We start from the raw sequence: 22,608 nt of genomic DNA, 5'->3' as shown, positions 1-22,608 counted from the left end.
AACAGTTGCGGCAAGGCGACCTTAACCACCGCCGAACTAGACTCCCGCCCCTGCAACCCAGTCGGACCCTTTCGCATGGCGGCCAATTCCAGATCGATCCGCTACAGCCTCGTCATCCCCGTGTTCAACGAGGAAGCCGTGCTGCCGGTCCTGCTGCGCCGGCTCGACCTGGTCTTGTCCCGGCTCGACGGTCCGGCGGAAGCGATCTTCGTCGACGACGGCAGCAGCGATTCCAGCTCGATCGTGCTTCAGGCGCTCGCCACGCGCGACCCGCGCTTTCGCTACATCGGCCTGTCGCGAAATTTCGGACATCAGGTCGCCATCACTGCCGGCATGGACGCCGCGCAAGGTGACGCGATCATCGTCATGGATGCCGATTTGCAGGATCCGCCCGAAGTGATCGAGCAATTGATCGCAAAATGGCAGGAAGGCAACGACGTCGTGCACGCCCGCCGCCTGTCGCGCGAGGGCGAAAGCCCGTTCAAGCGCGCAACCGCGCATGTGTTCTATCGTCTTCTCGGCAGGATGTCCTCTGTCGGCATCCCCGCCGACGTCGGTGATTTCCGCCTGATCGATCGCAAGGTGCTCGACGCGCTCCGGCAGATGCCGGAGCAGGACCGCTTCGTGCGCGGCATGATCGCCTGGCTCGGCTTCCGGCAGGCCGAAGTCGCCTTCCACCGACTGGAGCGCGCCGCGGGCGAAACCAAATACCCGCTGTTCAAGATGGTGCGGCTCGCGGTGAACGCCGCGCTCGGCTTTTCCGATCTGCCCTTGCGGCTTGCCATCTGGTGCGGCTTGACGGTCTCGGGACTCGCACTGCTGTACGGCGGCTGGGTGATCCTGCTGTGGCTCAGCAACGACAGCCATCTGGTCACCGGCTGGTCCTCGACGATGGTCGTGGTGTCCCTGCTGTGCGGAATCAACATGCTGATGACGGGCATCGTGGGGCTTTATGTCGGCCGCATCCATGCCGAGGTGAAGCGCCGCCCGCTCTATGTGGTGCAGACGCGCGCCGGCTTCGATCGCAACGAGGCCGCAGCCGCGCCCGCGATCCACGCCGTCAACGAGTGACCGAGCCCATGACCGAGCTGTTCGACGGTTATCACGACAACTACCGCGACGTGGTGCAATCCTCGATCGACTTCTCCGGACTGCCGCATGATTTCTTCATGCGCGCGAAGGCCGATCTCCTGGGCGATCTGATCGCGAAGCGGCTGGGCGCGGAGAGGCCCGACATGCTGGACGTCGGCTGCGGCGTGGGCAGCCTGCATCCCCTGCTGCACGGCATGGTCGGCCGCTTGAGCGGTATCGACGTTTCTTCCGCAAGCCTCGCGCAGGCGCGCGCTGCCAACCGTGGGGTCGACTACCGCGAGTATGACGGCCGCACTTTCCCCTTCGAGGACGCCAGCTTCGATCTGGTCACGGCCGTCTGCGTGATGCACCACGTCGTGCCGGCCGAATGGGCGCATTTCATCGCCGAGATGCGGCGGGTGGCGCGCCCCGGAGGGCTCGTCTGCGTGATCGAGCACAATCCGTACAATCCACTGACACGCCTTGCCGTTTCGCGCTGCGAATTCGACCGGGACGCCGTCCTGCTCGGTGCCGGCACGACACGGAAGTTGATGGCCGCCGGCGGCTTACGCGAGATCGGTGCACGCCATTTCCTGCTGCTGCCCTGGGACAGCAGACCGGCGCGGCGCCTCGAAGGTGCCCTCGGCGGCGTGTCGCTCGGCGGTCAATACGCCGCCTTCGGGACCGCTTGACCTATCTCTGCGGCGCATCCCGCCGCTTGTGCACGACCGCCACATCGTCGCTGTAGACGCGCTGCCACTGGGGCAGCCGGTCGAGCATCGCTATCGCCGGTGTCCGCGGCGCGAGCAGCGTCGCGTCGATGTCGTATTCGTCGAGCAGCTTGAGAAAATCTCCGAGATCGACCAGCGCCAGGGCACGATTGTAGCGGTCGATGAACGGTCCGCCGTACAATTCGCCGCGGCCATCGATGAAAGTGGGAATGCCGGCGAAGATCAAATACCCGCCGAAGGAATAATCGTTGAGCACCCGCCCCGTCCCGGCGAGCTTGGCTTGGGCGATGGCGGCCTCGGGGGTGATGACCGGAGCCGGCCGTATGTCACGCGCCAGCGCCGCCGCGCTCATCGCGATCAACACACCCAACGCGGCAAGATTCAGGCCGCGTGACGAGCCGGCCGCATCGTCCGCAGCCGGTCCGCCGAACTTCCGGCCCAGCGGAGCCGCCAGATAGAGTGGCGCCAGCACGCCCAGCAGGTCCGCATTGCGTGCCTGCGCCAGCGCGAAATGGAGCAAGCCGATCACCACCAGTGCCCGCACGAGCGGCAACGTCACGCCGCGCGAGAGCACAAAGACGCCGGCCAGCAGCAGCAGCTCGAAGCCACCGACGCGGCTGAAATCGTGCGGCCGCCATTCCGAGATCCAGGCGAGCGCGGGGCCGAGGCCGAGCGTCGTCAGCGGCATCAGCAGCGGTTCCGGCCCATGCGGCGTCAGGCAGGACGCTGCGACTGCGAGCGCCGTGAACGGGAACCATCGCAGAAGCGCGCGCGGCCATTCGCTTCGCGTCGCTTGCAGCAGCGCCTCGAGCACCGCAGGGCCGATCAGCCCGAGCGCCAGCACCACGCTGCCGTGCAGATTGGCCCACAGGATCAGCAGCGGTAGCGCCCAGTATGGCGGAGGCCCCCCACGGTCCATGCAGCGCACCAGAGCGGCCGCCCAGGTCACCATCACCGGCAGCACGAGGACATGTGGCCGCGCCAGCATATGCGGCGCCAGCAAGATGACGGCCGCGATCACCATGAGCAGCGTCAGGGTTGGCGAAAGCTCGCGCAACAGGAAGAACGTGAGTAGGCCAAGGGCAATCGCTATCGCCGCCGCGGCAAGGACGACCACGCCTGGCCAGCCGGCAAGCGCGTAGGCTCCGGCATAGATGATCTCCGAGAGCCATTCGAAGGTGATCCAGGGCGCGCCGTGCATCGAAAAGGAAAATACGTCGCTCGACGGCAGGGCACCATGCGCCACGATCCAGCGACCGACTTCGATGTGAGAATAGCTGTCGGGGTCGTTGAGCAGGCGCTGCCCGGCGATCAGCAGCGCGGCAAAGACGGCAAGGCTCACCAGCCAGGGGAGCCCCGCACGCGCCGAAAACGGTTGAACTTCGCTGTGCACGACCTGGTCACTCATGGCGAGCGCAAGTTAGGGCGCAAGCGTTAAACTTCCTTGACGTTCGCCGCGCCTGACCCAGGCGGGGCGGGCTGGTTACTTTTTGTGAACCATGTTCTCGACGGCAGCATCGATCCATCTTTCCAAACATTCGACACACCGTCGCGTTCTCGCGGCTTGCTACCCCAGACGAGTCTTTCCGGCTCCCCGTTTCGCCGGCGCGGCCGCGCTCCCGAAAATCAAGCTGTTCTCAAGAAAAACAGGAGCCGGTCCGAAGACTTCCGCCAAGCCGGAACTGCCATCCCGGCCTACAGACAAGGTCAGTTGCCGCTCACCCCCGGGGCATCGCGAAAATGCGTCGCGACACCGCCGCGGTCCGTTTCGACGATCATTCAAGCGAGAAGCGCACATGGCTGTCACAGCAAATTTTTCCGCCGGAATTCTCTCCATCTTTGGCAATGGCCTGAACAACACGATCGCGTTGGGCCGCAATGCGGCCGGAACGATCGTCGTCAATGGCGGCGCGGTCGCGGTCAAGGGCGGCCCCGCGACGGTCGCCAACACCAAGCTGATCCAGGCCTTCGGCCAGGACGGCAACGACATCATCACGATCGACGAGAGCAACGGCGCGATGCCCGCGGCGAACCTGTTCGGCGGCGCCGGCAACGATACGCTGACCGGAGGATCCGGCGGCGACATGCTGTTCGGCCAGTCCGGCAACGACACGCTGTTCGGCAAGGGCGGCAACGACCTGCTGTTCGGTGGCGCCGGCAATGACGTGCTGGTCGGCGGAGACGGCAACGACCAGATGTTCGGCGAGGCCGGCAACGACCGCATGATCTGGAACCCCGGCGACGACAGCGACCTGATGGAAGGCGGCGAAGGCATCGACACCGCGGAGGTGAACGGCGGCAACGGCAGCGAGACCTTCACCATCACGGCCAATGGCACGCGCGTGCGCTTCGACCGCGTCGACCCGGCGCCGTTCTCGCTGGACATCGGCACCACCGAAAACCTCGTGCTCCATGCCAATGGCGGCGACGACGTCATCACCGCCACCGGCAATCTCGCCGCGCTCATCACGTTGACGCTCGACGGCGGCGCCGGCAACGACACGATCCTCGGCGGCAATGGCGCGGACCTCCTGCTGGGCGGCGACGGCAACGATTTCATCGACGGCAACCAGGGCAACGACACCGCCTTGCTGGGCGCCGGCAACGATACCTTCCAGTGGGACCCCGGTGACGGCAGCGACAAGGTGGACGGTCAGGCCGGAGCCGATACCCTGCTGTTCAACGGCTCGAACATCGCCGAGAACATCACCCTGTCCGCCGCCAATGGCGGGCGCGTGCTGCTGACCCGCGATGTCGGCAACATCACGATGGACCTGAACGGCATCGAGACCATCACGATCAACGCGCGCGGCGGCAGCGACAACATCGTCGTCAACAACCTCGCCGGAACCGATGTCAGGCAGGTCAATGTCGATCTCGGATCGGCCGGGACCGGCGACGGTGCGGCGGATACGGTGACGCTCCGCGGCACCTACAGCGCCGATGCGATCGAGGTGTCCGGCTCGGGCACGTCGGTGTCGGTCACAGGATTGCCCGCCGCTCTCGCCATCACCAACGCGGAAGGCGCCAACGATGCGCTCGTCATCGAAGGCCTCGGCGGCAACGACACGATCTCGGCGGCCATGCTGGCCGCGGGGGTCGTGCACCTGACGATCGATGGCGGTGCCGGCAACGATACGATCCTTGGCAGCGCCGGCAGCGACACGCTGATCGGCGGCGACGGCAATGATTTCGTCACCGGCGGCCGCGGCGACGACCTCGTGCAGCTCGGCGCCGGCCGCGACGTGTTCCAGTGGAATCCCGGCGACGGCAGCGACACCATCGATGGCGGCGCCGGCGTCGACACGCTGCGGTTCTTCGACGCCAACATTGCCGAGAACGTCGCCGTAACGGCGAATGGCGATCACGCCCTGCTCACGCGCGACGTCGGAAACGTCAAGATGGACCTGCACGGCGTCGAGCACATCGATGTCCACGCGATGGGCGGCGCCGATCATGTCGCGGTGGGGGATCTGACCGGAACGGACGTCACGCGGGTCAACATCGACCTCGGCGGTCCGGCCGGGACGCCCGACGGCGCCGTCGATACCGTCACGGTCGATGCCACTCAGGGTGCCGACACGTTCGGCGTCAGCGGCACCGCCGGCGGCGTGACGGTGTTCGGCCTGCACGCGACCATCAACCTGACCGCCATGGACGCAACCGACCAGCTGACGCTCAACGGCCTCGGCGGCGACGACGTCATCGACGCCAGCGGGCTCGCCGCCGGCGTGTTGCAGCTGACCATCAATGGCGGACTTGGCAACGACACCATCCGCGGCAGTCAGGGCGACGACCTGATCAGCGGCGGCGACGGCAACGACGTCGCGCTGATGGGCGCGGGCAACGACACGTTCGTTTGGAATCCCGGCGACGACAACGACACGATCGAGGGCCAGGGCGGCACCGACACGCTGCTGTTCAACGGCGCCAACATCGCCGAAACCATCAACATCTTCGCCAACGGCGGTCGTGCCGAGCTGACACGGGATGTTGCCTCGATCACGATGGATACGCACGGCGTCGAGACGATCGCGTTCAATGCCCGCGGCGGCGCCGATACGATCAACGTCGACGACATGAGCGGCACGGACGTGACGGAGGTCAAGATCGATCTCGGCGGCGTTCCCGGCAACGCGGGCGGCGACGGCGCGGCCGACAAGATCGTGATCAACGGCACCGGCGGCGACGATGTCATCACGCTTTCGCTCAACAGCAACGGCGCACTGGTGATCGACGGTCTGGCAAGCCAGGTCGTGATCGAGAACTTCGACTTCAACGACACGATCACCATCAATGGCCTCGGCGGTGACGACGTGATCGAAGCGTCGGGCGTCGGTCCCAGTGGGCCGCACCTCGTTTTCGACGGCGGCGCCGGCGACGACGTGCTCATCGGCAGCGCCGGCAACGATACGCTGCTCGGCGGGCTCGGCGACGACGTCCTGATCGGCGGCGGCGGCACCGACGTGCTGGACGGAGGCCCCGGCGACAACATCGTGATCCAGTCGTTGCTCGCCCACGCGGGCACGCTGATCTGAGCCGACGGTGGCGCCCCAGCCAATCAGGCAACGCAAGGAATCGTCGCCCGGATGACGCCGCGCGCCATCCGGGCGACGATGCTTTGACGGCCATGTGAGTCCTGATACTCTGCGTCCCGTCGTGGTTCGGCGGACCACGCCATCAATCGTGGAACCGAAGCTGCCGAGAGGATGCGGATGAGAAGCGTGGCCCTCCTGGCTCTCAGCCTCATGTTTGTCTGCGCATGGTCGCACGACAGCGCGACGGGCCAGACTTCGGTCGCGCCGCCGGTTTCGCTCGCTCCGCCCGATGCATCGCTGCCACGCCCGAGCGCCACCAAGCCCGCTCGGGCGACGACAAACAGAACGCCGCCAGCGTCGTCCGGCAGAGAGACTTCGACTTCCGTGATCGGCATGCCTCAGCCAGTGCCGAATCCGGCTGCCGACTACGACGGCTTCAGCGTGGGCACCGTCGACGGCGATGATGCCTCGCGCCAGATGGCTCCGCCTGTGAGGTCACGCGCTGCAAAGGACATCAGGTCCAATCCGGATGCAAACGACCTCGATCAGGAAGATGGGGCGTTGAAGCGAAAGCTGATGATCTGCCAGAACTGCAAATAGTGGATTCTCGTCGCGCGACACTTTGATCAGTATCGACACGGCATTTGCGAACCACAGAGTAGCGATGACGAGGGCATTCCCTAGCGCGCCTCCTGCATGGCTGACCTACCTGCCGGCGCGATCAACTGTGCTTTACGCTTCTCCGATTTCCTGATCCTCTCTCCTTCAACCAGCCGGATCAACCGGCCTCTGCCTGAGGAGAGACGCCATGAAGCTCGGCACCGCCATTGCGGAAATCATGCGGCGCGAGGGGATCGAGATCCTCTGCGGCTATCCGGTCAATCATCTGATCGAGCATGCGGCGAAGGCCGAGATCCGGCCGGTGATGGTGCGGCAGGAGCGGGTCGGCATCCACATGGCGGATGCGATCTCGCGGGTGACGTCGGGACGCAGCATCGGCGCGTTCTGCATGCAGCATGGGCCGGGCGCGGAAAATGCGATGGGCGGTGTCGCGCAGTGCTACGGCGAATCCGTGCCCGTGCTGGTGCTGCCGATGGGCTATCAGCGCAGGCTTTCGCATATCGAGCCGAACTTCAATTCCAGCGAGGCGATGAAGCCGTTCGCAAAATCGTCCGAGCCGATCATCCTGGCCGCGGAGGTCGCCAACATCTTCCGCCGCGCCTTCACCAAACTGAAGAACGGCCGCGGCGGACCCGTGATCGTCGAGATTCCCTCCGACATGTGGAACGAGGAGGTGCCCGAGCCACTGAACTACACGCCGGTGCTGCGCACCCGTTACGGCGCCGACCCTGTTCATGTGAAGGAAGCAGCCGGCCTGCTCGTCAACGCAAAACGCCCGGTGCTCTATGCCGGCCAGGGCGTTCATTACGCACAGGCGTGGCCGCAGCTGAAACGTCTTGCAGAGCGGCTTGCGATTCCCGTCACCACCAGCCTCGGCGGCAAATCGTCGTTTCCGGAAACGCATCCGCTCTCGCTCGGCTCGGGCGGGCTCGCGGTGCCGCGCGCGGTCCCGAAGTTCCTCGCCGAGGCCGACGTCATCTTCGGCATCGGCTGCTCCTTTACGGAAACCAATTTCGGCATCGCGATGCCGAAGGACAAGACCATCATTCACTCCACGCTCGACCCGAACCACCTCAACAAGGATGTGGAGGCCACGATCGGCCTCGTCGGCGATGCCGGCCTCGTGCTCGACGCGCTGCTGGAAGAGATCGGCAAGACCATCACCGCGGATCGCGATGCGTCCGCGGTCGCCGCCGAGATCGCGGCCTCCCACAAGGAGTGGCTGGCGAAATGGATGCCGAAACTGACCAGCAACGACGCGCCACTCAGCCCGTATCGCGTGCTGTGGGATCTCCAGCACACCGTCGACATCAAGAACACCATCATCACCCATGATGCCGGCAGCCCGCGCGACCAGCTCTCGCCGTTCTGGAAATCGGTCGACCCCCTCACCTATCTCGGCTGGGGCAAGACGACGCAGCTCGGCTACGGCCTCGGGCTGGCGATGGGTGCAAAGCTCGCAAAACCCGACAAGCTCTGCATCAACGTCTGGGGCGATGCGGCCATCGGCTTCACCGGCATGGATTTCGAGACCGCGGTGCGCGAGCGCATCCCGATCATGTCGATCCTGCTCAACAATTTCTCGATGGCGATCGAATTGAAGGTGATGCCGGTCTCGACCGAGAAATATCGCTCGACCGACATCTCCGGCGACTATGCCGCGATGGCGCGCGCCTTCGGCGGCTATGGCGAGCGGGTGGCCAAGCCGGAGGACGTCGTCCCGGCGATCAGGCGCGGCATCCAGAAGACGCAGGAGGGCGTCCCGGTGCTGCTGGAGTTCATCACCAGCAAGGAAACCGAGGTGTCGCGGCCGGGCACATGAGGCGACTGCAAGGCAGCTGGCTCCGACCACAAGGAATGTGATAATCCGGCCCGGTGCCGTGCATGTCGCGGCATCAAGCCGGATCGCGTATGACCACCCCTTCCAATGATCTCGAACAGCAATTGCGCTCTGCCGCCGCCGAGAACGAGCGGCTGCGCGATCGACAAAACGCCAGCGCCGAGATCCTGCGCACCATCGCCGCCACCCCCTCCGATGCCCGGCCGGTCTTCGAGGCGATTGCGTCCAGCTCCAGGCGTTTGCTTGGCGGCTTCTCCGCCACCGTGCTTCAATTCATCGGCGACGAGCTGCACCTCGTGGCGTTCACGCCGACCAGCCCGGACGCGGACGACGGGCTCAAGGCGTCGTTCCCGCGCAAGATCGCCGACTTTCCGACTTTCGCCCTGGTGCGCGGCGGCGAAACGATCCAGTTTCCCGACAGCGAGGCCGACGACGTTCCGGTGCCGAACCGGGAGCTCGCTCGGCTGCGCGGCTTCCGCAGCGTGCTGTTCATGCCGCTGATGAACCGGGGCACGCCGGTCGGCATGATCAGCGTCACGCGCGCCGAGCCGGGTGTGTTCGCCCCCGACCTCGTGCAGTTGCTCCGGACCTTTGCAGACCAGGCCGTGATCGCGATCGAGAATGCGCGCCTGTTCAACGAGACGCGCGAAGCGCTGGAGCACCAGACCGCCACGGCGGATATCCTGAAGGTGATGGCCGCCTCGCCGTCGGACGTGCAGCCGGTGTTCGACGCCATCGCCACCAACGCCAACCGCCTGATCGGCGGCTTCTCCACTGCGGTGCTGCGCTATGTCGACGGCGCCGCCCACCTTGCGGCATTCACGCCGACGGATCCCGCCGGCGACCGCGTACTCCAGAATTCCTTTCCGGTGTCGTTCGCGCGGTTCCCGCCCTATCAGCTCGTCGCCAATGGTGCCGCGGCGCAATTGCCCGACACCGAGCTCGAACCGGCCGCGCGCGACATCGCGCGTGCCCGCGGCTATCGCAGCATGCTGTTCGCGCCCTTGATGAGCGAAGGCGAAGCCATCGGAATCATCATCGCCACACGGCGAACGACCGGCGCGTTCGCCGATCATCATGTCCGGCTGCTGCAGACCTTCGCCGACCAGGCAGTGATCGCGATCAAGAATGTCAGCCTGTTCAACGCCACACGGGAAGCGCTGGAACGTCAAACCGCGACCGCCGACATTCTCAAGGTGATCGCGGCCTCGCCCGCCGACGTCACGCCGGTATTCCAGGCGATCTCCGACAGCGCCAAGGCGCTGGTCGGCGGACATTCCTCCGCCGTCACCCGCGTCATCGACGGCCTGCTGCACCTGGCGGCCTTCACCACCGACAACGAGGCCGGCAACGCGGATCTGCTCAGCTCATTCCCGGCGCCGCTGTCGGCATCCGGCATTCACAGCCGGGTGGCGACGAGCGGAAAGTTCGCATTCCGCAGCGACATGCAGAACGAAGGCGACCTCACGGACGCCATGAAGGAGCTGGCGCGCACCAGAGGCTATCGCAGCATCCTCGTGATCCCGATGCTGCGCGACGGCGTTGCGATCGGCACCATTGGCGTGACGCGGCCGGAGGCCGGTCCTTTCCCGGACAAGGCGATCGCCCTGCTCCAGACCTTTGCCGACCAGGCCGTGATCGCCATCGAGAACACGCGGCTGTTCAACGAGGTGCAGGCGCGGACGCACGAGCTTGCAGAGTCACTGGAGCAGCAGACTGCGACATCGGAGGTGCTCAGCGTCATCAGCCGATCGGCCGGAGATCTCGCGCCGGTATTCGAGGCGATGCTCAGCAAGGCAATGCAGCTCTGCGGCGCCAGTTTCGGCGTGCTCAATACCTACGACGGCACGCAGTTCCGTACAGCCGCCACTTACGGCCTGCCCCCTGCCTACGATGAATTTCGGCGCAATGCGCCCCTCAACTATGGTCCGGCCACCGCGCCCGCGCGTCTTTTGAAGGGCGAACCGTTCGTCGAAATCGTCGACCTGCTGGAGTCAGACGTCTATCGCAGCGGCGAGCCGAACCGTCGGGCGCTGGTCGATCTCGGCGGCGCCCGCTGCCTGCTCGCGGTGCCGTTGCTCCAGGACGAGCGCGTGGTCGGCAACGTCATGATCTTCAGGCAGGAGAACCGGCCCTTCTCGAAGAAGCAGATCACCTTGCTGAACCAGTTCGCGGCGCAAGCCGTGATCGCCATCGAGAACGCGCGACTGCTCAGCGAATTGCGTCAGCGCACCGAGAATTTGACCGAGTCGCTGCAACAACAGACGGCGACTGCCGACGTGCTCAAGGTTATCAGCCGCTCGGCGTTCGACTTGCAGGCCGTGCTCGATACGCTAGTCGAATCGGCGGCGCGACTGTGCGAAGCCGATATGGCGGCGATTACTCGCCAATCCGGCAGCACCTATTTCCGGGCGGGCTCCTACGGCTTTCCAGCCAAATTCGTCGAATATGTAAGAGATCTTCCGGTCCGGCCAGACAGGCGCACCATCACCGGCAGGACGTTGCTCGGCGACAAGGTGGTCCATGTCACCGATGTGCTCGAAGACCCCGACTACTTCTTTGAAGGCCAGGAATTGAGCGGCAATCCGCGGAGCTTCCTGGGTGTGCCCCTGCTGCGCGAAGGTAGCACCGTTGGCGCTATTGTTCTCGCACGTCGCGCGATCCGGCCGTTTAGCGAAAAGCAGATCGAACTCGTTACCAGTTTTGCCGACCAAGCCGTCATCGCGATCGAGAATGTGCGCCTCTTCGACGAAGTGCAGGCCCGTACCAGCGAACTTGCAAAGTCGCTCGAAGATTTGCGCGGCGCGCAAGACCGGCTGATCCAGACCGAGAAGCTCGCCTCCCTCGGCCAGCTCACCGCCGGCATCGCGCATGAGATCAAGAACCCGCTCAACTTCGTCAACAATTTTGCTTCCCTCTCCGCCGAGCTGACGGATGAGCTGAACGAGGCGCTGGCGCCGGTTCCGCTCGCGGACGATGTCCGCAGCGATGTCGACGAGCTGACCGGGCTCTTGAAAGACAATCTCGCGAAGATCGTGCAGCACGGACGGCGCGCCGATTCCATCGTCAAGAACATGCTGCTGCATTCCCGCGAGGGCGGCGGCGAGCACCGGCTGAGCGACGTCAATGCGCTGGTCGAGGAGAGCCTCAACCTCGCCTATCACGGCGCGCGTGCCGAGAAGCCGCAGTTCGACGTCAGGCTGACGCGCGACCTCGATCCGGCGGCAGGCTCAGCCGAATTGTTCCCGCAAGAGATCACGCGGGTGCTCCTGAACCTGATTACGAACGGTTTCTACGCCGTGGCCAAGCGCAAGGCAGACGTCCGCTCGGCCGGTTACGAGCCGGCGGTGATCGCCACGACCCGCGACCGCGGCGAGAGCATAGAAATCCGCATCCGCGACAACGGCACCGGCGTTCCGGACGAGGTGAAGGAGAAGATGTTCAATCCGTTCTTCACCACCAAGCCGGCGGGCGAAGGCACCGGTCTCGGGCTGTCGATGAGCCACGACATCGTCGTCAAGCAGCACGGCGGCACGATCGAGGTCGCCACGGAGCCGGGCAAGTTCACCGAATTCACGATTCTGCTGCCGCGCAAGAGCAGCTTCACCGACACCAACAGAGGGTAGCGGCGATCGGAAGGGGCTCATGAATCTGGCGCGGCTCATTCGGCGACAACTCCTCTCGCTATCCGGCATCGGCCTCATGCTGGGCGCGCTGTTCTTCGCGGCCGCGCTGACGCCCACGCTGATCCCGCGGAGCTATCTCACGCAAGGTGCCCTCGCCGGCGGCTGCTTCGCGATCGGCTATTTCGCCGGCGTGCTGTGGCGCCGGCTGTGGCACTATCTCGAGCTGCCCGAGCCTTCGGCGCGCGCCAGATCGATCGCGAATGCGCTGGCGGCAGTCGGTTGCCTGCTCGTCGTCATCGTCTTTCTGTGGCGAACGGCCGAATGGCAGAACTCGATCCGCGCCGTAATGAAGATGGCGCCGGTCGAGACCGCGCATCCGCTCAAGGTCTGCGTCATCGCCCTGATCACGTTCGTCGTGCTGCTGGTGCTGGGACGGCTGTTCGCGCTTGTCGCCCGCTTCCTCGCCGAGCATACGAGGCGCGTCATTCCGCGGAAGGTCGCCAACGTCATCGGCGTACTCGCCGCAGGCCTGCTGTTCTGGTCGATCGCCAGCAATGTCCTGATCAACACGGCGTTTCGCGCGCTCGATTCGTCCTTCCGCGAACTCGACGCCTTGCACGAGCCCGAGCGACCGCAACCGACCGCCCCCGACCGGACGGGAAGCCCGGCGTCACTGGTGAAGTGGAAGGAGCTCGGACGCACCGGACGCCGGTTCATTGCCTCGGGTCCGACCGCAACCGAGATCAGCGCCGTCACGGGTCGACCGGCGCAGGACCCGGTGCGGGTCTATGTGGGCCTCGCCGGCGGCGACACGGCGCGGGCGCGTGCCAGGCTTGCGCTCGAGGAGCTCAAGCGCCAGCACGGTTTCGAACGCAAGATCCTGATCGTCATCACGCCGACCGGCACCGGCTGGATCGATCCGTCCGCGATGGATACGGTCGAATATCTCCACCATGGCGATGTCGCGAGCGTCGCGACGCAATATTCCTATCTCAACAGCCCGATGTCGCTGCTGTTTCAGCCCGAATACGGTGCGGAGGCGGCGCGCGCGCTGTTCGCGGAGATCTACGGCTATTGGACGACGCTGCCGAAGGACAGGCGGCCGAAACTGTATCTGCACGGGCTCAGCCTCGGCGCCATGAACTCGGAGAAATCCGCGGAGCTGTTCGAGATGATCGGCGATCCCATTGCCGGCGCGCTGTGGAGCGGTGCGCCGTTCGAGAGCCGAATCTGGCGCTCGATCACCGCGAACCGCAATCCGGGATCGCCGGCGTGGCTGCCGGAATTCCGCGACAACCGTTTCGTGCGCTTCATGAACCAGAACGGGCCGACGGTGCCGGCAGTTGCGCCCTGGGGTCCGATCCGCGTCGTCTACCTGCAATATGCCAGCGACGCGATCACGTTCTTCGCCTATAGCGATGCCTATCAGGCCCCGGCCTGGATGAGCGCGCCGCGCGGGCCGGACGTGTCACCGGAGCTGCGATGGTATCCGATCGTGACGATGCTCCAGCTCGCCCTCGACATGGCGGTTGCGACCAATACGCCGATGGGCTTTGGCCACGTCTACGCGCCCGAGCATTATGTCGATGCCTGGATCGCGGTGACCGATGTCCATGACTGGTCGGCCGAGGCGCTGGCACAGCTCAAGGCGCAGCTTGCGGCGAAAGCGCGGAAGACGGGCGCGGGCAATGCCGACGACGATCCCGATCGCGGCGGCTAACCCCTACTCCGCCATCTCCACCTGCGGGGTGACGGAGGGACCGGCGAGCGGCCGCTCCTCCATCGCAATCAGGCAGAGCGCGGCTCCGGTCATCAGCGCCGTGGCGGCGCCGAAGACGTAGCGGAACGCATGCCGCATGTCCTCGGTGGGGATCGCAGGGATGCCGCCTGCGACGTGATGCTCGCCGGCGAGCGGAACATCGGCACCAAGCGCGATGAGCAGGATGGCGGCGAAGGCCGCGACCGTGAACGAGGACATCAGCGAGCGGAAGAAGTTCAACGCGCCGGTGATGGTGCCGACCTGCGGCCGCGCGACCGAATTCTGCAGCGAGACCACGCAGACCGGAAAGGTCGTGCCGAGGCCGAGCGCGAATGCCCCCATCAGCGTCAGCAGGCCCCACAGCGGCAGCGTCGTCAACGTCATGCCGAGGCCGCACAGCGCGGCCCAGGACGTACCGATGATGGCGACGCGCTTGTAGTGCTTGGCCCGCGCCATGGTACGCCCGGCAATGGCCGCGCCGCAGGTCGAGATCGCCGCGAGCGGAATCAGCGCAAGGCCCGCCTCGCTGGCGCTGAGGTGATAGACCGATTCATAATAGAGCGGGAGCTGCACGGTGAGGCCCGTGAGCGCGCCGAGGGCGCAGCCGCCGGCCGTCAGTCCGAACGGCGCGACACTTCCGCCGAGCAGCGGCAGCGGCAGGAACGGCTCGTCCGCGCGGCGCGCGTGCCACACGAAGGTGACGGCGAGCGCGACCGCACCGCCCACCATCGCGAGCACGGTCGGCGAAAGCCAGGGATAGCGCGTGCCGCCCCAGGTCAGCACCAGCATGAAGACGACGGCAGAGGCCATCAGCAGGACGCCGCCGAGCCAATCGACCTTGCGCTTGCGGTGGAACACCGGGATCTTCTTCATCTTCGGCAGCAGCAGCGCGAGCGCCGCGGCCGTGAGCGGCAGATTGATCCAGAAGATCATCGACCAGTGCAGATGCTCGGCGAACACGCCGCCGATGACCGGGCCGAGAATGCCGCCGACCATCCAGACGCTGGAGAAATAGGCCTGGTACTGGCCACGCTCGCGCGGTGAGACGACGTCGGAGATCACGGTCTGCACGACAGGCATGATGCCGCCGCCGCCGAGCCCCTGAAGGCCGCGCGCGAGAATCAGCATCGGCATGTTCGGGGCGACGGCGCAGAGCACCGAGCCCGCGACGAACAGGCTGAGCGAGATGATGATCATGACGCGGCGGCCGTAGATGTCGCTCAAGGTCCCGAACACCGGCGCGACCGCGGTCGAGGCGAGCAGATAGGCCGTGATCACCCAGGAGAGGTTGGAGACATCCTGGAACTGGCGCCCGATGGTCGGCAGCGCGGTCGCCACGATGGTCTGGTCGAGGGCGGCCAGGAACATCGTCAGCATCAGGCTGATGACGATGGTGCGGACCTCGTCCGAGGTCAACGGAGCCGGCGGCGCGATGGACGGTGCGTCGTCGACGCTGATGACCTCGCTCGGAAGTCGCGACAGCTCTTCGGCGATGTCGTCGGGCAACGTCTGGATGTCGGCAGAACTGCTCTGCCGCTCGAACTTGTTCATCTCGATCGGAAGCCGTGGGGCGGCGCAACGCCGCGAAGGATTCGTTCTATGCAGCCCAATGTAGACAGCAAAGTTCTTCCCAGGCAGGCACCACGGCGCATGGGTGCATCCCACCCCCGGGTCATCCCAAGCACGTGATCGCTGTCGTGCGGCGGGTCAGTCCTTCGGACGTCGCTTCAGGCGGGCCCGTTTCGGCAGCACGGCCGGCCATTGCACGATGTGGTCCTCGAGCTCCTCGTCCGGGATATCCTCCTCGCTGCCCTCGACCCGGCCGCGCACGGAGACGCCGGCCTCATGCACGGTGTTGGGATCGCCCGAGACCAGCGGATGCCACCAATAGAGGTCGCGCCCCTCGGCGACCAGCTTGTAGCCGCAGCTCGGCGGCAGCCAGTTCAGGGGGCGGACATTGGCCGGCGTCAGGCGGACGCAGTCCGGAACCTTGTCGGAGCGATTCGGATAGTCCTTGCAGGCACAGGTGCCGGCATCGAGCAGCTTGCAGCCGACATGGGTGAAATAGATCTGGCCGGTATCCTCGTCCTCGAGCTTGTTCAGGCAGCAGCGGCCGCAGCCGTCGCACAGGCTTTCCCATTCGGGCCCCGACATCTCTTCCAACGTCTTGGTTTTCCAGAAGAATCCTTCCTGGCCTGAAGGTCGTTTGGGAGCTGTGGTCATGCGCCTCAACAAGAGTTCGAAAAGAGCTACGGCGGCGTCATCTAGGCCGTGCGGCCGTGAGGCTGCAAGCGGACGCCCTTTGAGGCCCGTAATGAACCGGGGTCAATTAGGCCTGTTGTTCAAAATCGCGAGCCTGACCATTGGTTTATAGGCCCCGCTCGGCTAGAAGGAACAGCAAGTCCCCAAAGGACGCGAACCGGGCGCCTTGGGTTTGCCGCAACATTCCCTCAAGACGTCCCTATGCCGCCCCGGCCGGGTGCTTGAACGCTTTCGAACCAAGCCTCAAGGGTTCTAGGTGCGCCAGATCATACCACCGCATTGGAAGCAGAAGGTCCGGAATTTCTTCCTGGACCTCGATGCGCGCATCGACTCCTCGCTGTTCTCCTCGGCCAAGGGCATCCGCGAGCTCTATGAGCGCTACTCCACCTTCATGGACCGCTTCTATGTCGGGCGGTGGAAGCGCTGGGTGTTCATCGAGCCGCTGTCGGAGGCCGCGACCCTCGGGCTCGGCGGCCTGGTCGTGATGCTGACCCTCGCCATCCCCGCCTTCCGCGAGACTGCGGACGAGGACTGGCTGAAGAAGTCCGACCTCGCGGTGAGCTTCCTCGACCGCTACGGCAACCCGATCGGCAGCCGCGGCATCAAGCACAACGACTCGATCCCGCTGGAAGACTTTCCGGACGTGCTGATCAAGGCGACGCTGGCGACCGAAGACCGCCGCTTCTACGAGCATTTCGGCATCGACATCGCCGGCACCGCGCGCGCCCTCGTCACCAACGCGCAAGCCGGCGGCGTCCGCCAGGGCGGCTCCTCGATCACCCAGCAGCTCGCCAAGAACCTGTTCCTGAGCAACGAGCGCACCATCGAGCGCAAGGTCAACGAGGCGTTCCTCGCGGTCTGGCTGGAATGGCGCCTGACCAAGAACGAGATCCTCAAGCTCTATCTCGACCGCGCCTACATGGGTGGCGGCACCTTCGGCGTCGACGGCGCGGCGCATTTCTACTTCAACAAATCCGCGCGCGACGTGACGCTTTCGGAAGCTGCGATGCTCGCCGGCCTGTTCAAGGCGCCGACCAAATACGCTCCCCACATCAACCTGCCCGCGGCACGCGCCCGCGCCAACGTCGTGCTCGACAACCTCGTCGATGCCGGCTTCATGACCGATGGCCAGGTGTTCGGCGCCCGCCGCAATCCGGCGTTCGCCGTCGACCGCCGCGACGAGGCCTCGCCCAATTACTATCTCGACTACGCCTTCGACGAGATGCGCAAGCTGGTCGACACCTTCCCGAAGTCCTACACCGAGCGCGTCTTCGTGGTCCGCCTCGCGATCGACGCCAACGTGCAGAAGGCAGCGGAAGACGCGATCGAGAACCAGCTGCGCCAGTTCGGCCGCGACTATCACGCGACGCAGGCTGCGACCGTGGTGTCCGACCTCGACGGCGGCATCCGCGCCATGGTCGGCGGCCGCGACTACGGCGCAAGCCAGTTCAACCGCGCCACCGACGCCTACCGTCAGCCGGGCTCGTCATTCAAGCCTTACGTCTACACCACCGCGCTGCTGAACGGCTTCACGCCGAACTCGATCGTGGTCGACGGCCCTGTCTGCATCGGCAATTGGTGTCCGCAGAACTATGGCCATTCCTATTCCGGTTCGGTGACGCTGACGCAGGCGATCACGCGCTCGATCAACGTCGTGCCGGTGAAGCTGTCGATCGCGATCGGCCAGAAGGAGCAGCCGAAGGCGCCGAACCCGGCCAAGATCGGCCGCGCCAAGATCGTCGAGGTCGCCCGCCGCTTCGGCCTCAAGGCCCCCCTGCCCGATACGCCGTCGCTGCCGATCGGCTCGGACGAAGTCACCGTGCTCGAGCACGCGGTGGCCTACGCGACCTTCCCCAACCGCGGCAAGTCGGTGACGCCGCATTCGGTGCTGGAAGTGCGCACCGGCGCCGGTGACCTCGTCTGGCGCTGGGACCGCGACGGGCCGAAGCCGAAGCAGGCCATTCCGCCGAACATCGCCGCCGACATGGCCGGCATGATGAGTCACGTCGTCAGCGAAGGCACCGCACGCCGCGCAGCGCTCGACGGCATTCCAACCGCGGGCAAGACCGGCACGACGAACGCTTATCGCGACGCCTGGTTCGTCGGCTACACCGGCAATTTCACCTGCGCGGTCTGGTACGGCAATGACGACTATTCGCCGACCAACCGCATGACCGGCGGCTCGCTGCCGGCGCAGACCTGGCACGACATCATGGTCGCGGCGCATCAGGGCGTCGAGGTCCGCGAAATCCCCGGCATCGGCATGGGCCAGAAGCTGCCGCCGCAGCCGATGGCCGCGCAGGCCAATGCGGCGCCGAAGGTGCTGGAGACCAAGCCCGGTCCGCCGCCCGTGCTGACCAAGCGCGGCGCCGACATCCTGGTGCGCGTCGAAAAGCTGCTGGATGACGCGGCCAAGACCGCGACCAAATCGACTGCCAACGACAACAACCCGGCCAAGCCGGCCTCATCGACGAGCGCGCTCGCCTTCCCGCAGAATTATGCGGAAGAGAATGCGAACGTATCCGCCCCGCGCAAGAACTGATCGAAACCCGTGCGGCTGATCCTGATCACATTGACGGCCCTTCTGCTCGCCACCGTCGTCGGCGTCGGCGCGACCTGGATGACGACGACGCGCGGCACCGAGATCGGCGCGCTGACCATCGGCCCCTGGACCGCGCGCCCGCGCACCGGCACCGCCGACGTCGATCCCTATTCGCGCGCCACCATCGTGCGCAACGGCGAGCTGCCGATCGGCACCGGCGACGGCGTCGCCTTCACCGCGACCGCCGACGACAAGAAGAAGGTGCTCGACGGCCGCTGCGACGTGATCGTCTCCGGCGTGACGCCGCCGGCGCGGTTCTGGACGCTGACGCTGTACGACCGCAAGGGCCACCTCGTCGCCAATTCGCTGCAGCGCTACGGCTTCACCAGCCAGGAGATCGTGCGGCAGTCCGACGGCACGTTCGAGATCCGCATCGCCTCGCGCTCGCGCGCCGGCAACTGGCTGCCGACCGGTGGCATCGAGCGCTACGCCTTGATGCTGCGCCTCTACGACACGCCGGTCGGGGTTGCCACGCGCACCCAGCGCGACGCGCCGATGCCCACCATCAGCACGGTGGGCTGCTCATGATCCGCCTCGTGTTCACCATCGTTGCCGGCGTGGTGCTGGGCCTCGTGGTCCACCTCGTCAGCGTGCTGGCGCTGCCGCGGATCGCGACCCAGGACGCCTATTCGCGGCTGACGCCGATGACCAAGCTGAACGGCGTGACGCAGCTCCCCCTCGCCGATCCCAACACGTCTCCGATGCCATTCATGGACCCGGCCTTTGCGCTCGCGATCTGCCGCTACGACCTCACGAGCGGCCCGATCAAGCTGACGGTGCCGGTGAGCCAGGCCTACACCTCGGTGTCGTTCTACACCCGCAATGAGATCGCCTATTACGCCATCAACGACCGCTCGGCCGGCAAGAAGGTGATCGAGCTCGACCTGATGACGGAAGCCCAGCACAACGAGCTGCCCGAGGACGAAGAGGTCACCGCGGCCGACCGCCTGATCATCGACTCCCCAAGCAGCACCGGCCTCATCGTGATGAAGGCGCTCGCCCCCGAGCCCGGCCTGATGCAGCAGGCGCAGGCAACGCTTGGTGCCGCGACCTGCGGCCCGCAGACCGAGCCGCCCGCCAAGGTCGAAGCGCCCCGCGGCCGGCGCTGAGCGCGGCCGTTCCCGGCAGCTCCAAAACAAAAACCTGAAAAACAACCCCATGCACAGTAGCGGGGGTGTTGAAATCGTTGGGCTATCCGATCACCGAAAATCGACGTGACCGACCGCGCGTCAAGAATTCGGAAAATTGACACGTCGGGCAAAACACCGGCATACTGGCATCATCGAGAAATCGTCACACCCGCGCGGAGAGGTCCGTCGCGGGTGTTTTGATTTGGGAGCCTCTCCTTGGAACGAGGGTCGCGTTTGACCTGCAAGACGACGTCAACGCTCGTTCTCACGAGATACGCAACTTTTGACCTAAGCTCTTAACTCAACCAGAAGGAGTTTTCTGCCATCAGCTCTAGTCTTCAACAGACGCAGGCTATGCGATGAAGTCATTCCTGAAACAGCTTGCTATTGGCACCGCAGCATTTCTCCTGTTCGATGCCAACGCTCTCGCGGTCACGCCTTATTCCGTTTCCGATCATCCGTCGCAGGACGGCCGCTGTATTGGCGACCACGGCGTGGGCGACGTAGATCGTTCAGAGAAGCCGTGCCTGGAACAGATCAATGAACTGGCCCAGCGTGTCGGTCCTGGTCTGCAGTTGAAGTTCGGGAACGGGAAGACGCGAATTTACCTCAACGAGGAAGCGAAGTGTCAGGCCACCGAGGCCGACGGCTGCCTCAAGTATCAACTGACGGGGTATTTCCCCGAGCACGACCTCGTTTTAATCGAGGTCGATCATTGGGAGGGTGTGAGTTGGCTCCTCGTGAGGCTCAACACAGGTGAAGAAATAGAGATCGTTGCGCCGCCACACTATTCGCCGGACAGGCGCTGGCTTGCATCCGTCGCCTCCTCTGTAGGTCCGTCCGGACCTCCCAACGGGATGGACGTCGTTCCGAGCACGCCCAGCCCTTCGGTGAAGGAGTGGCACTATCGCACTCCGGACGATGGGCAATGGCTCTATGAATTTGCCGGCTGGCAGGGAAACACCCGCATCAAACTTCTTGCGTCGTCGTTGGGCGAGCCTCAACGAAGGGTCCCGAGTTCTATCGAGCGCCGGAATGGCGAATGGCGTCTGAACGAGCAACGCTGAGAGCAGGGGCGATTTCCGCTCTGCCTCTTAAAAGACGTTGGCAGAATGATTAGCTGCAAAAGCGGCCAACCGAAAATCGGTTCATGCCCGGGTGTCTTTGATGCGCTCCCTAGCTTCTTTTCTCTCTTCGCTTGCCCTCGCCGCAATCCTGATTTTGAACTCGGCCGCGTTAGCAGTCGGGCAGGAACGCCCCCAAGCGCGTCGAGAGTGGTACAGCCTCTCCGGTGGCCGAACAGAATTCGAAGTATCGGACCCGGCTTTGTTGCCAAGCCGATTGGCGCTTGCGGCGCGGCAGACAGGTTGTCGTTACGAGGAAGGAATCAAGCAGGCCCCGGCTCGGTTCATGAAACTCGGCGACCGCCGCCTTGCCATTCTGTTTTGTTCGGGGATTGCCGGCTCGGATCAGATGTTCGATCTTTCCATGCCAGAAGATCCAAGGCCGATCGAGTTTCCAATTCTTGCGCAACCTGAAGGCTTTGCCACGACTCTGCGGCCAGGCGGGATCACTTGGGACAAAGACACCAGGTTACTTCGTGCCCATTCGCCTGGCTCGGATTTTCTGCCGACCGTCGTTTTACGTCATGTCTACCGGTACGACGAAAATCAAAGCGGCTCTCCATTCGTGATTATTCGCATTGAAGTCGAACATGCCCCCGGCGCCAACGAATGGAGCACGATTTGGGATGCGCAGCGATGGTTGATACCCGTACCACCCAAGTGACTTAGCCCGGCGAAAACCTGCTAGAAGCCGTCCGAAACAGGAGACACAGGCGTCATGGCGGCAGACAACACGGACATCCGAACCGGCCAGTGCCATTGCGGCACGGTGCGTTTCGAAGTGACGCTGAGCGAGGGCTTCAAGTCGATCCGCCGCTGTACCTGCTCCTACTGCCGCATGCGCGGCGCCGTCGTGGCCATGGCGGAAATGGGCGGGATCAGGTTCCTGCAAGGCGAGGATGTCCTGACAAGCTACCGCTTCCACACCGGAACAGCGCAGCACTTCTTCTGCTCGGTCTGCGGAATCTACACGCATCATCAGCGGCGATCCGACACGTCTCTCTATGCCGTCAACGTGGCCTGCCTCGACGGGATCAGCCCGTTCGATTTCACCGAGGTGCCGGTCATGGATGGCGTCAACCACACCAACGACACCGGCAAGCCGACGCGCCAGGCCGGCACGCTCCGCTTCGCCGCTAGTGAATGATCTGGCTGAGCCCCCTTGCCCACTCGATCTCGCGGGCAAAGCCCATCTCGCGCGAGCCATGCCGTCTCTCGCGAGCTGGCATCATCGAGAATTCGTCACACCCGCGCGGAGAGGTCCGTCGCGGGTGTTTTCATTTGGGAGCACGGAGCGCCGTGAT

The 22,608-nt window shown here is 65.0% G+C and carries 17 protein-coding genes; 13 read left to right on the top strand and 4 right to left on the bottom strand.

The genetic code is table 11. The features are described from left to right. Positions 1-75 precede the first annotated feature (75 nt). Both RAD15_RS31300 and RAD15_RS31295 read left to right on the top strand, forming a co-directional pair. Entirely contained in the window at positions 76-1,071 is a 996-nt protein-coding gene (locus RAD15_RS31300; RefSeq protein WP_458182204.1) for a glycosyltransferase family 2 protein, read from the top strand. Positions 1,072-1,079: 8 nt separating this feature from the next. After that, positions 1,080-1,763, top strand: coding sequence for a class I SAM-dependent methyltransferase (locus RAD15_RS31295; RefSeq protein WP_458182203.1), 684 nt, complete (start codon positions 1,080-1,082; stop codon positions 1,761-1,763). 1 nt (position 1,764) lies between these two features. Here RAD15_RS31295 and RAD15_RS31290 read toward each other — a convergent pair whose 3' ends face one another. Then, the gene (locus tag RAD15_RS31290) at positions 1,765-3,210 is read right to left on the bottom strand and encodes a hypothetical protein (RefSeq protein ID WP_458182202.1); all 1,446 of its coding nucleotides are present in this window, start codon (positions 3,208-3,210) and stop codon (positions 1,765-1,767) included. 388 nt (positions 3,211-3,598) lie between these two features. On the opposite strand from RAD15_RS31290, the gene RAD15_RS31285 reads away from it, so the two are divergent. Continuing rightward, positions 3,599-6,340, top strand: coding sequence for a beta strand repeat-containing protein (locus tag RAD15_RS31285; protein WP_458182201.1), 2,742 nt, complete (start codon positions 3,599-3,601; stop codon positions 6,338-6,340). Between the two features lie 23 nt (positions 6,341-6,363). Here RAD15_RS31285 and RAD15_RS31280 read toward each other — a convergent pair whose 3' ends face one another. Next, on the bottom strand, positions 6,364-6,735 hold the full coding sequence (locus tag RAD15_RS31280) for a hypothetical protein (protein ID WP_458182199.1): 372 nt from the start codon (positions 6,733-6,735) through the stop codon (positions 6,364-6,366). Between RAD15_RS31280 and RAD15_RS31275 the strand changes: the two genes are divergently transcribed. From RAD15_RS31275 to RAD15_RS31260, 4 genes are all read left to right on the top strand, one after another. After that, positions 6,734-6,940 (top strand): hypothetical protein, encoded by a 207-nt coding sequence (locus tag RAD15_RS31275; RefSeq protein ID WP_458182198.1) that lies wholly within the window; start codon positions 6,734-6,736, stop codon positions 6,938-6,940. The two genes, RAD15_RS31280 and RAD15_RS31275, sit on opposite strands and share 2 nt — an antisense overlap. A gap of 208 nt (positions 6,941-7,148) precedes the next feature. Next, positions 7,149-8,783 carry a thiamine pyrophosphate-requiring protein gene (locus tag RAD15_RS31270; RefSeq protein WP_458182197.1) on the top strand — a complete coding sequence of 545 codons (1,635 nt, stop codon included), beginning with the start codon at positions 7,149-7,151 and terminating at the stop codon, positions 8,781-8,783. Positions 8,784-8,872: 89 nt separating this feature from the next. Then, entirely contained in the window at positions 8,873-12,427 is a 3,555-nt protein-coding gene (locus RAD15_RS31265; RefSeq protein ID WP_458182196.1) for a GAF domain-containing protein, read from the top strand. A gap of 19 nt (positions 12,428-12,446) precedes the next feature. Next, complete coding sequence (locus tag RAD15_RS31260) at positions 12,447-14,147, top strand: alpha/beta hydrolase (RefSeq protein ID WP_458182195.1); 1,701 nt, start codon at positions 12,447-12,449, stop codon at positions 14,145-14,147. Between the two features lie 3 nt (positions 14,148-14,150). On the opposite strand, the gene RAD15_RS31255 is transcribed toward RAD15_RS31260, so the two are convergent. Together RAD15_RS31255 and RAD15_RS31250 are read right to left on the bottom strand one after the other, a co-directional pair. Next, complete coding sequence (locus RAD15_RS31255; protein ID WP_458182194.1) at positions 14,151-15,737, bottom strand: MDR family MFS transporter; 1,587 nt, start codon at positions 15,735-15,737, stop codon at positions 14,151-14,153. A 156-nt stretch (positions 15,738-15,893) separates the two neighbouring features. Beyond that, a complete protein-coding gene (locus tag RAD15_RS31250) occupies positions 15,894-16,409 on the bottom strand; it encodes a YcgN family cysteine cluster protein (protein WP_458182192.1) in 516 nt (171 codons plus the stop codon). Positions 16,410-16,704: 295 nt separating this feature from the next. Between RAD15_RS31250 and RAD15_RS31245 the strand changes: the two genes are divergently transcribed. From RAD15_RS31245 to RAD15_RS31220, 6 genes are all read left to right on the top strand, one after another. Beyond that, complete coding sequence (locus tag RAD15_RS31245; protein WP_458182190.1) at positions 16,705-18,990, top strand: transglycosylase domain-containing protein; 2,286 nt, start codon at positions 16,705-16,707, stop codon at positions 18,988-18,990. Between the two features lie 9 nt (positions 18,991-18,999). Continuing rightward, positions 19,000-19,578 (top strand): DUF1214 domain-containing protein, encoded by a 579-nt coding sequence (locus tag RAD15_RS31240; protein ID WP_458182189.1) that lies wholly within the window; start codon positions 19,000-19,002, stop codon positions 19,576-19,578. Beyond that, on the top strand, positions 19,575-20,159 hold the full coding sequence (locus RAD15_RS31235; RefSeq protein ID WP_458182188.1) for a DUF1254 domain-containing protein: 585 nt from the start codon (positions 19,575-19,577) through the stop codon (positions 20,157-20,159). The genes RAD15_RS31240 and RAD15_RS31235 overlap by 4 nt, the downstream gene beginning before the upstream one ends. Positions 20,160-20,539: 380 nt before the next feature. Further along, a complete protein-coding gene (locus RAD15_RS31230) occupies positions 20,540-21,247 on the top strand; it encodes a hypothetical protein (protein ID WP_458182187.1) in 708 nt (235 codons plus the stop codon). 100 nt (positions 21,248-21,347) lie between these two features. Beyond that, positions 21,348-21,968: a hypothetical protein gene (locus RAD15_RS31225; RefSeq protein ID WP_458182185.1), complete on the top strand. Its 621-nt coding sequence runs from the start codon at positions 21,348-21,350 to the stop codon at positions 21,966-21,968. Between the two features lie 54 nt (positions 21,969-22,022). Next, the gene (locus RAD15_RS31220) at positions 22,023-22,451 is read left to right on the top strand and encodes a GFA family protein (RefSeq protein ID WP_458182184.1); all 429 of its coding nucleotides are present in this window, start codon (positions 22,023-22,025) and stop codon (positions 22,449-22,451) included. Positions 22,452-22,608 lie beyond the last annotated feature (157 nt).

The sequence above is a fragment of the Bradyrhizobium sp. 14AA genome (genome assembly GCF_054185205.1).
This window is presented reverse-complemented; position numbering and strand designations above follow the sequence as displayed.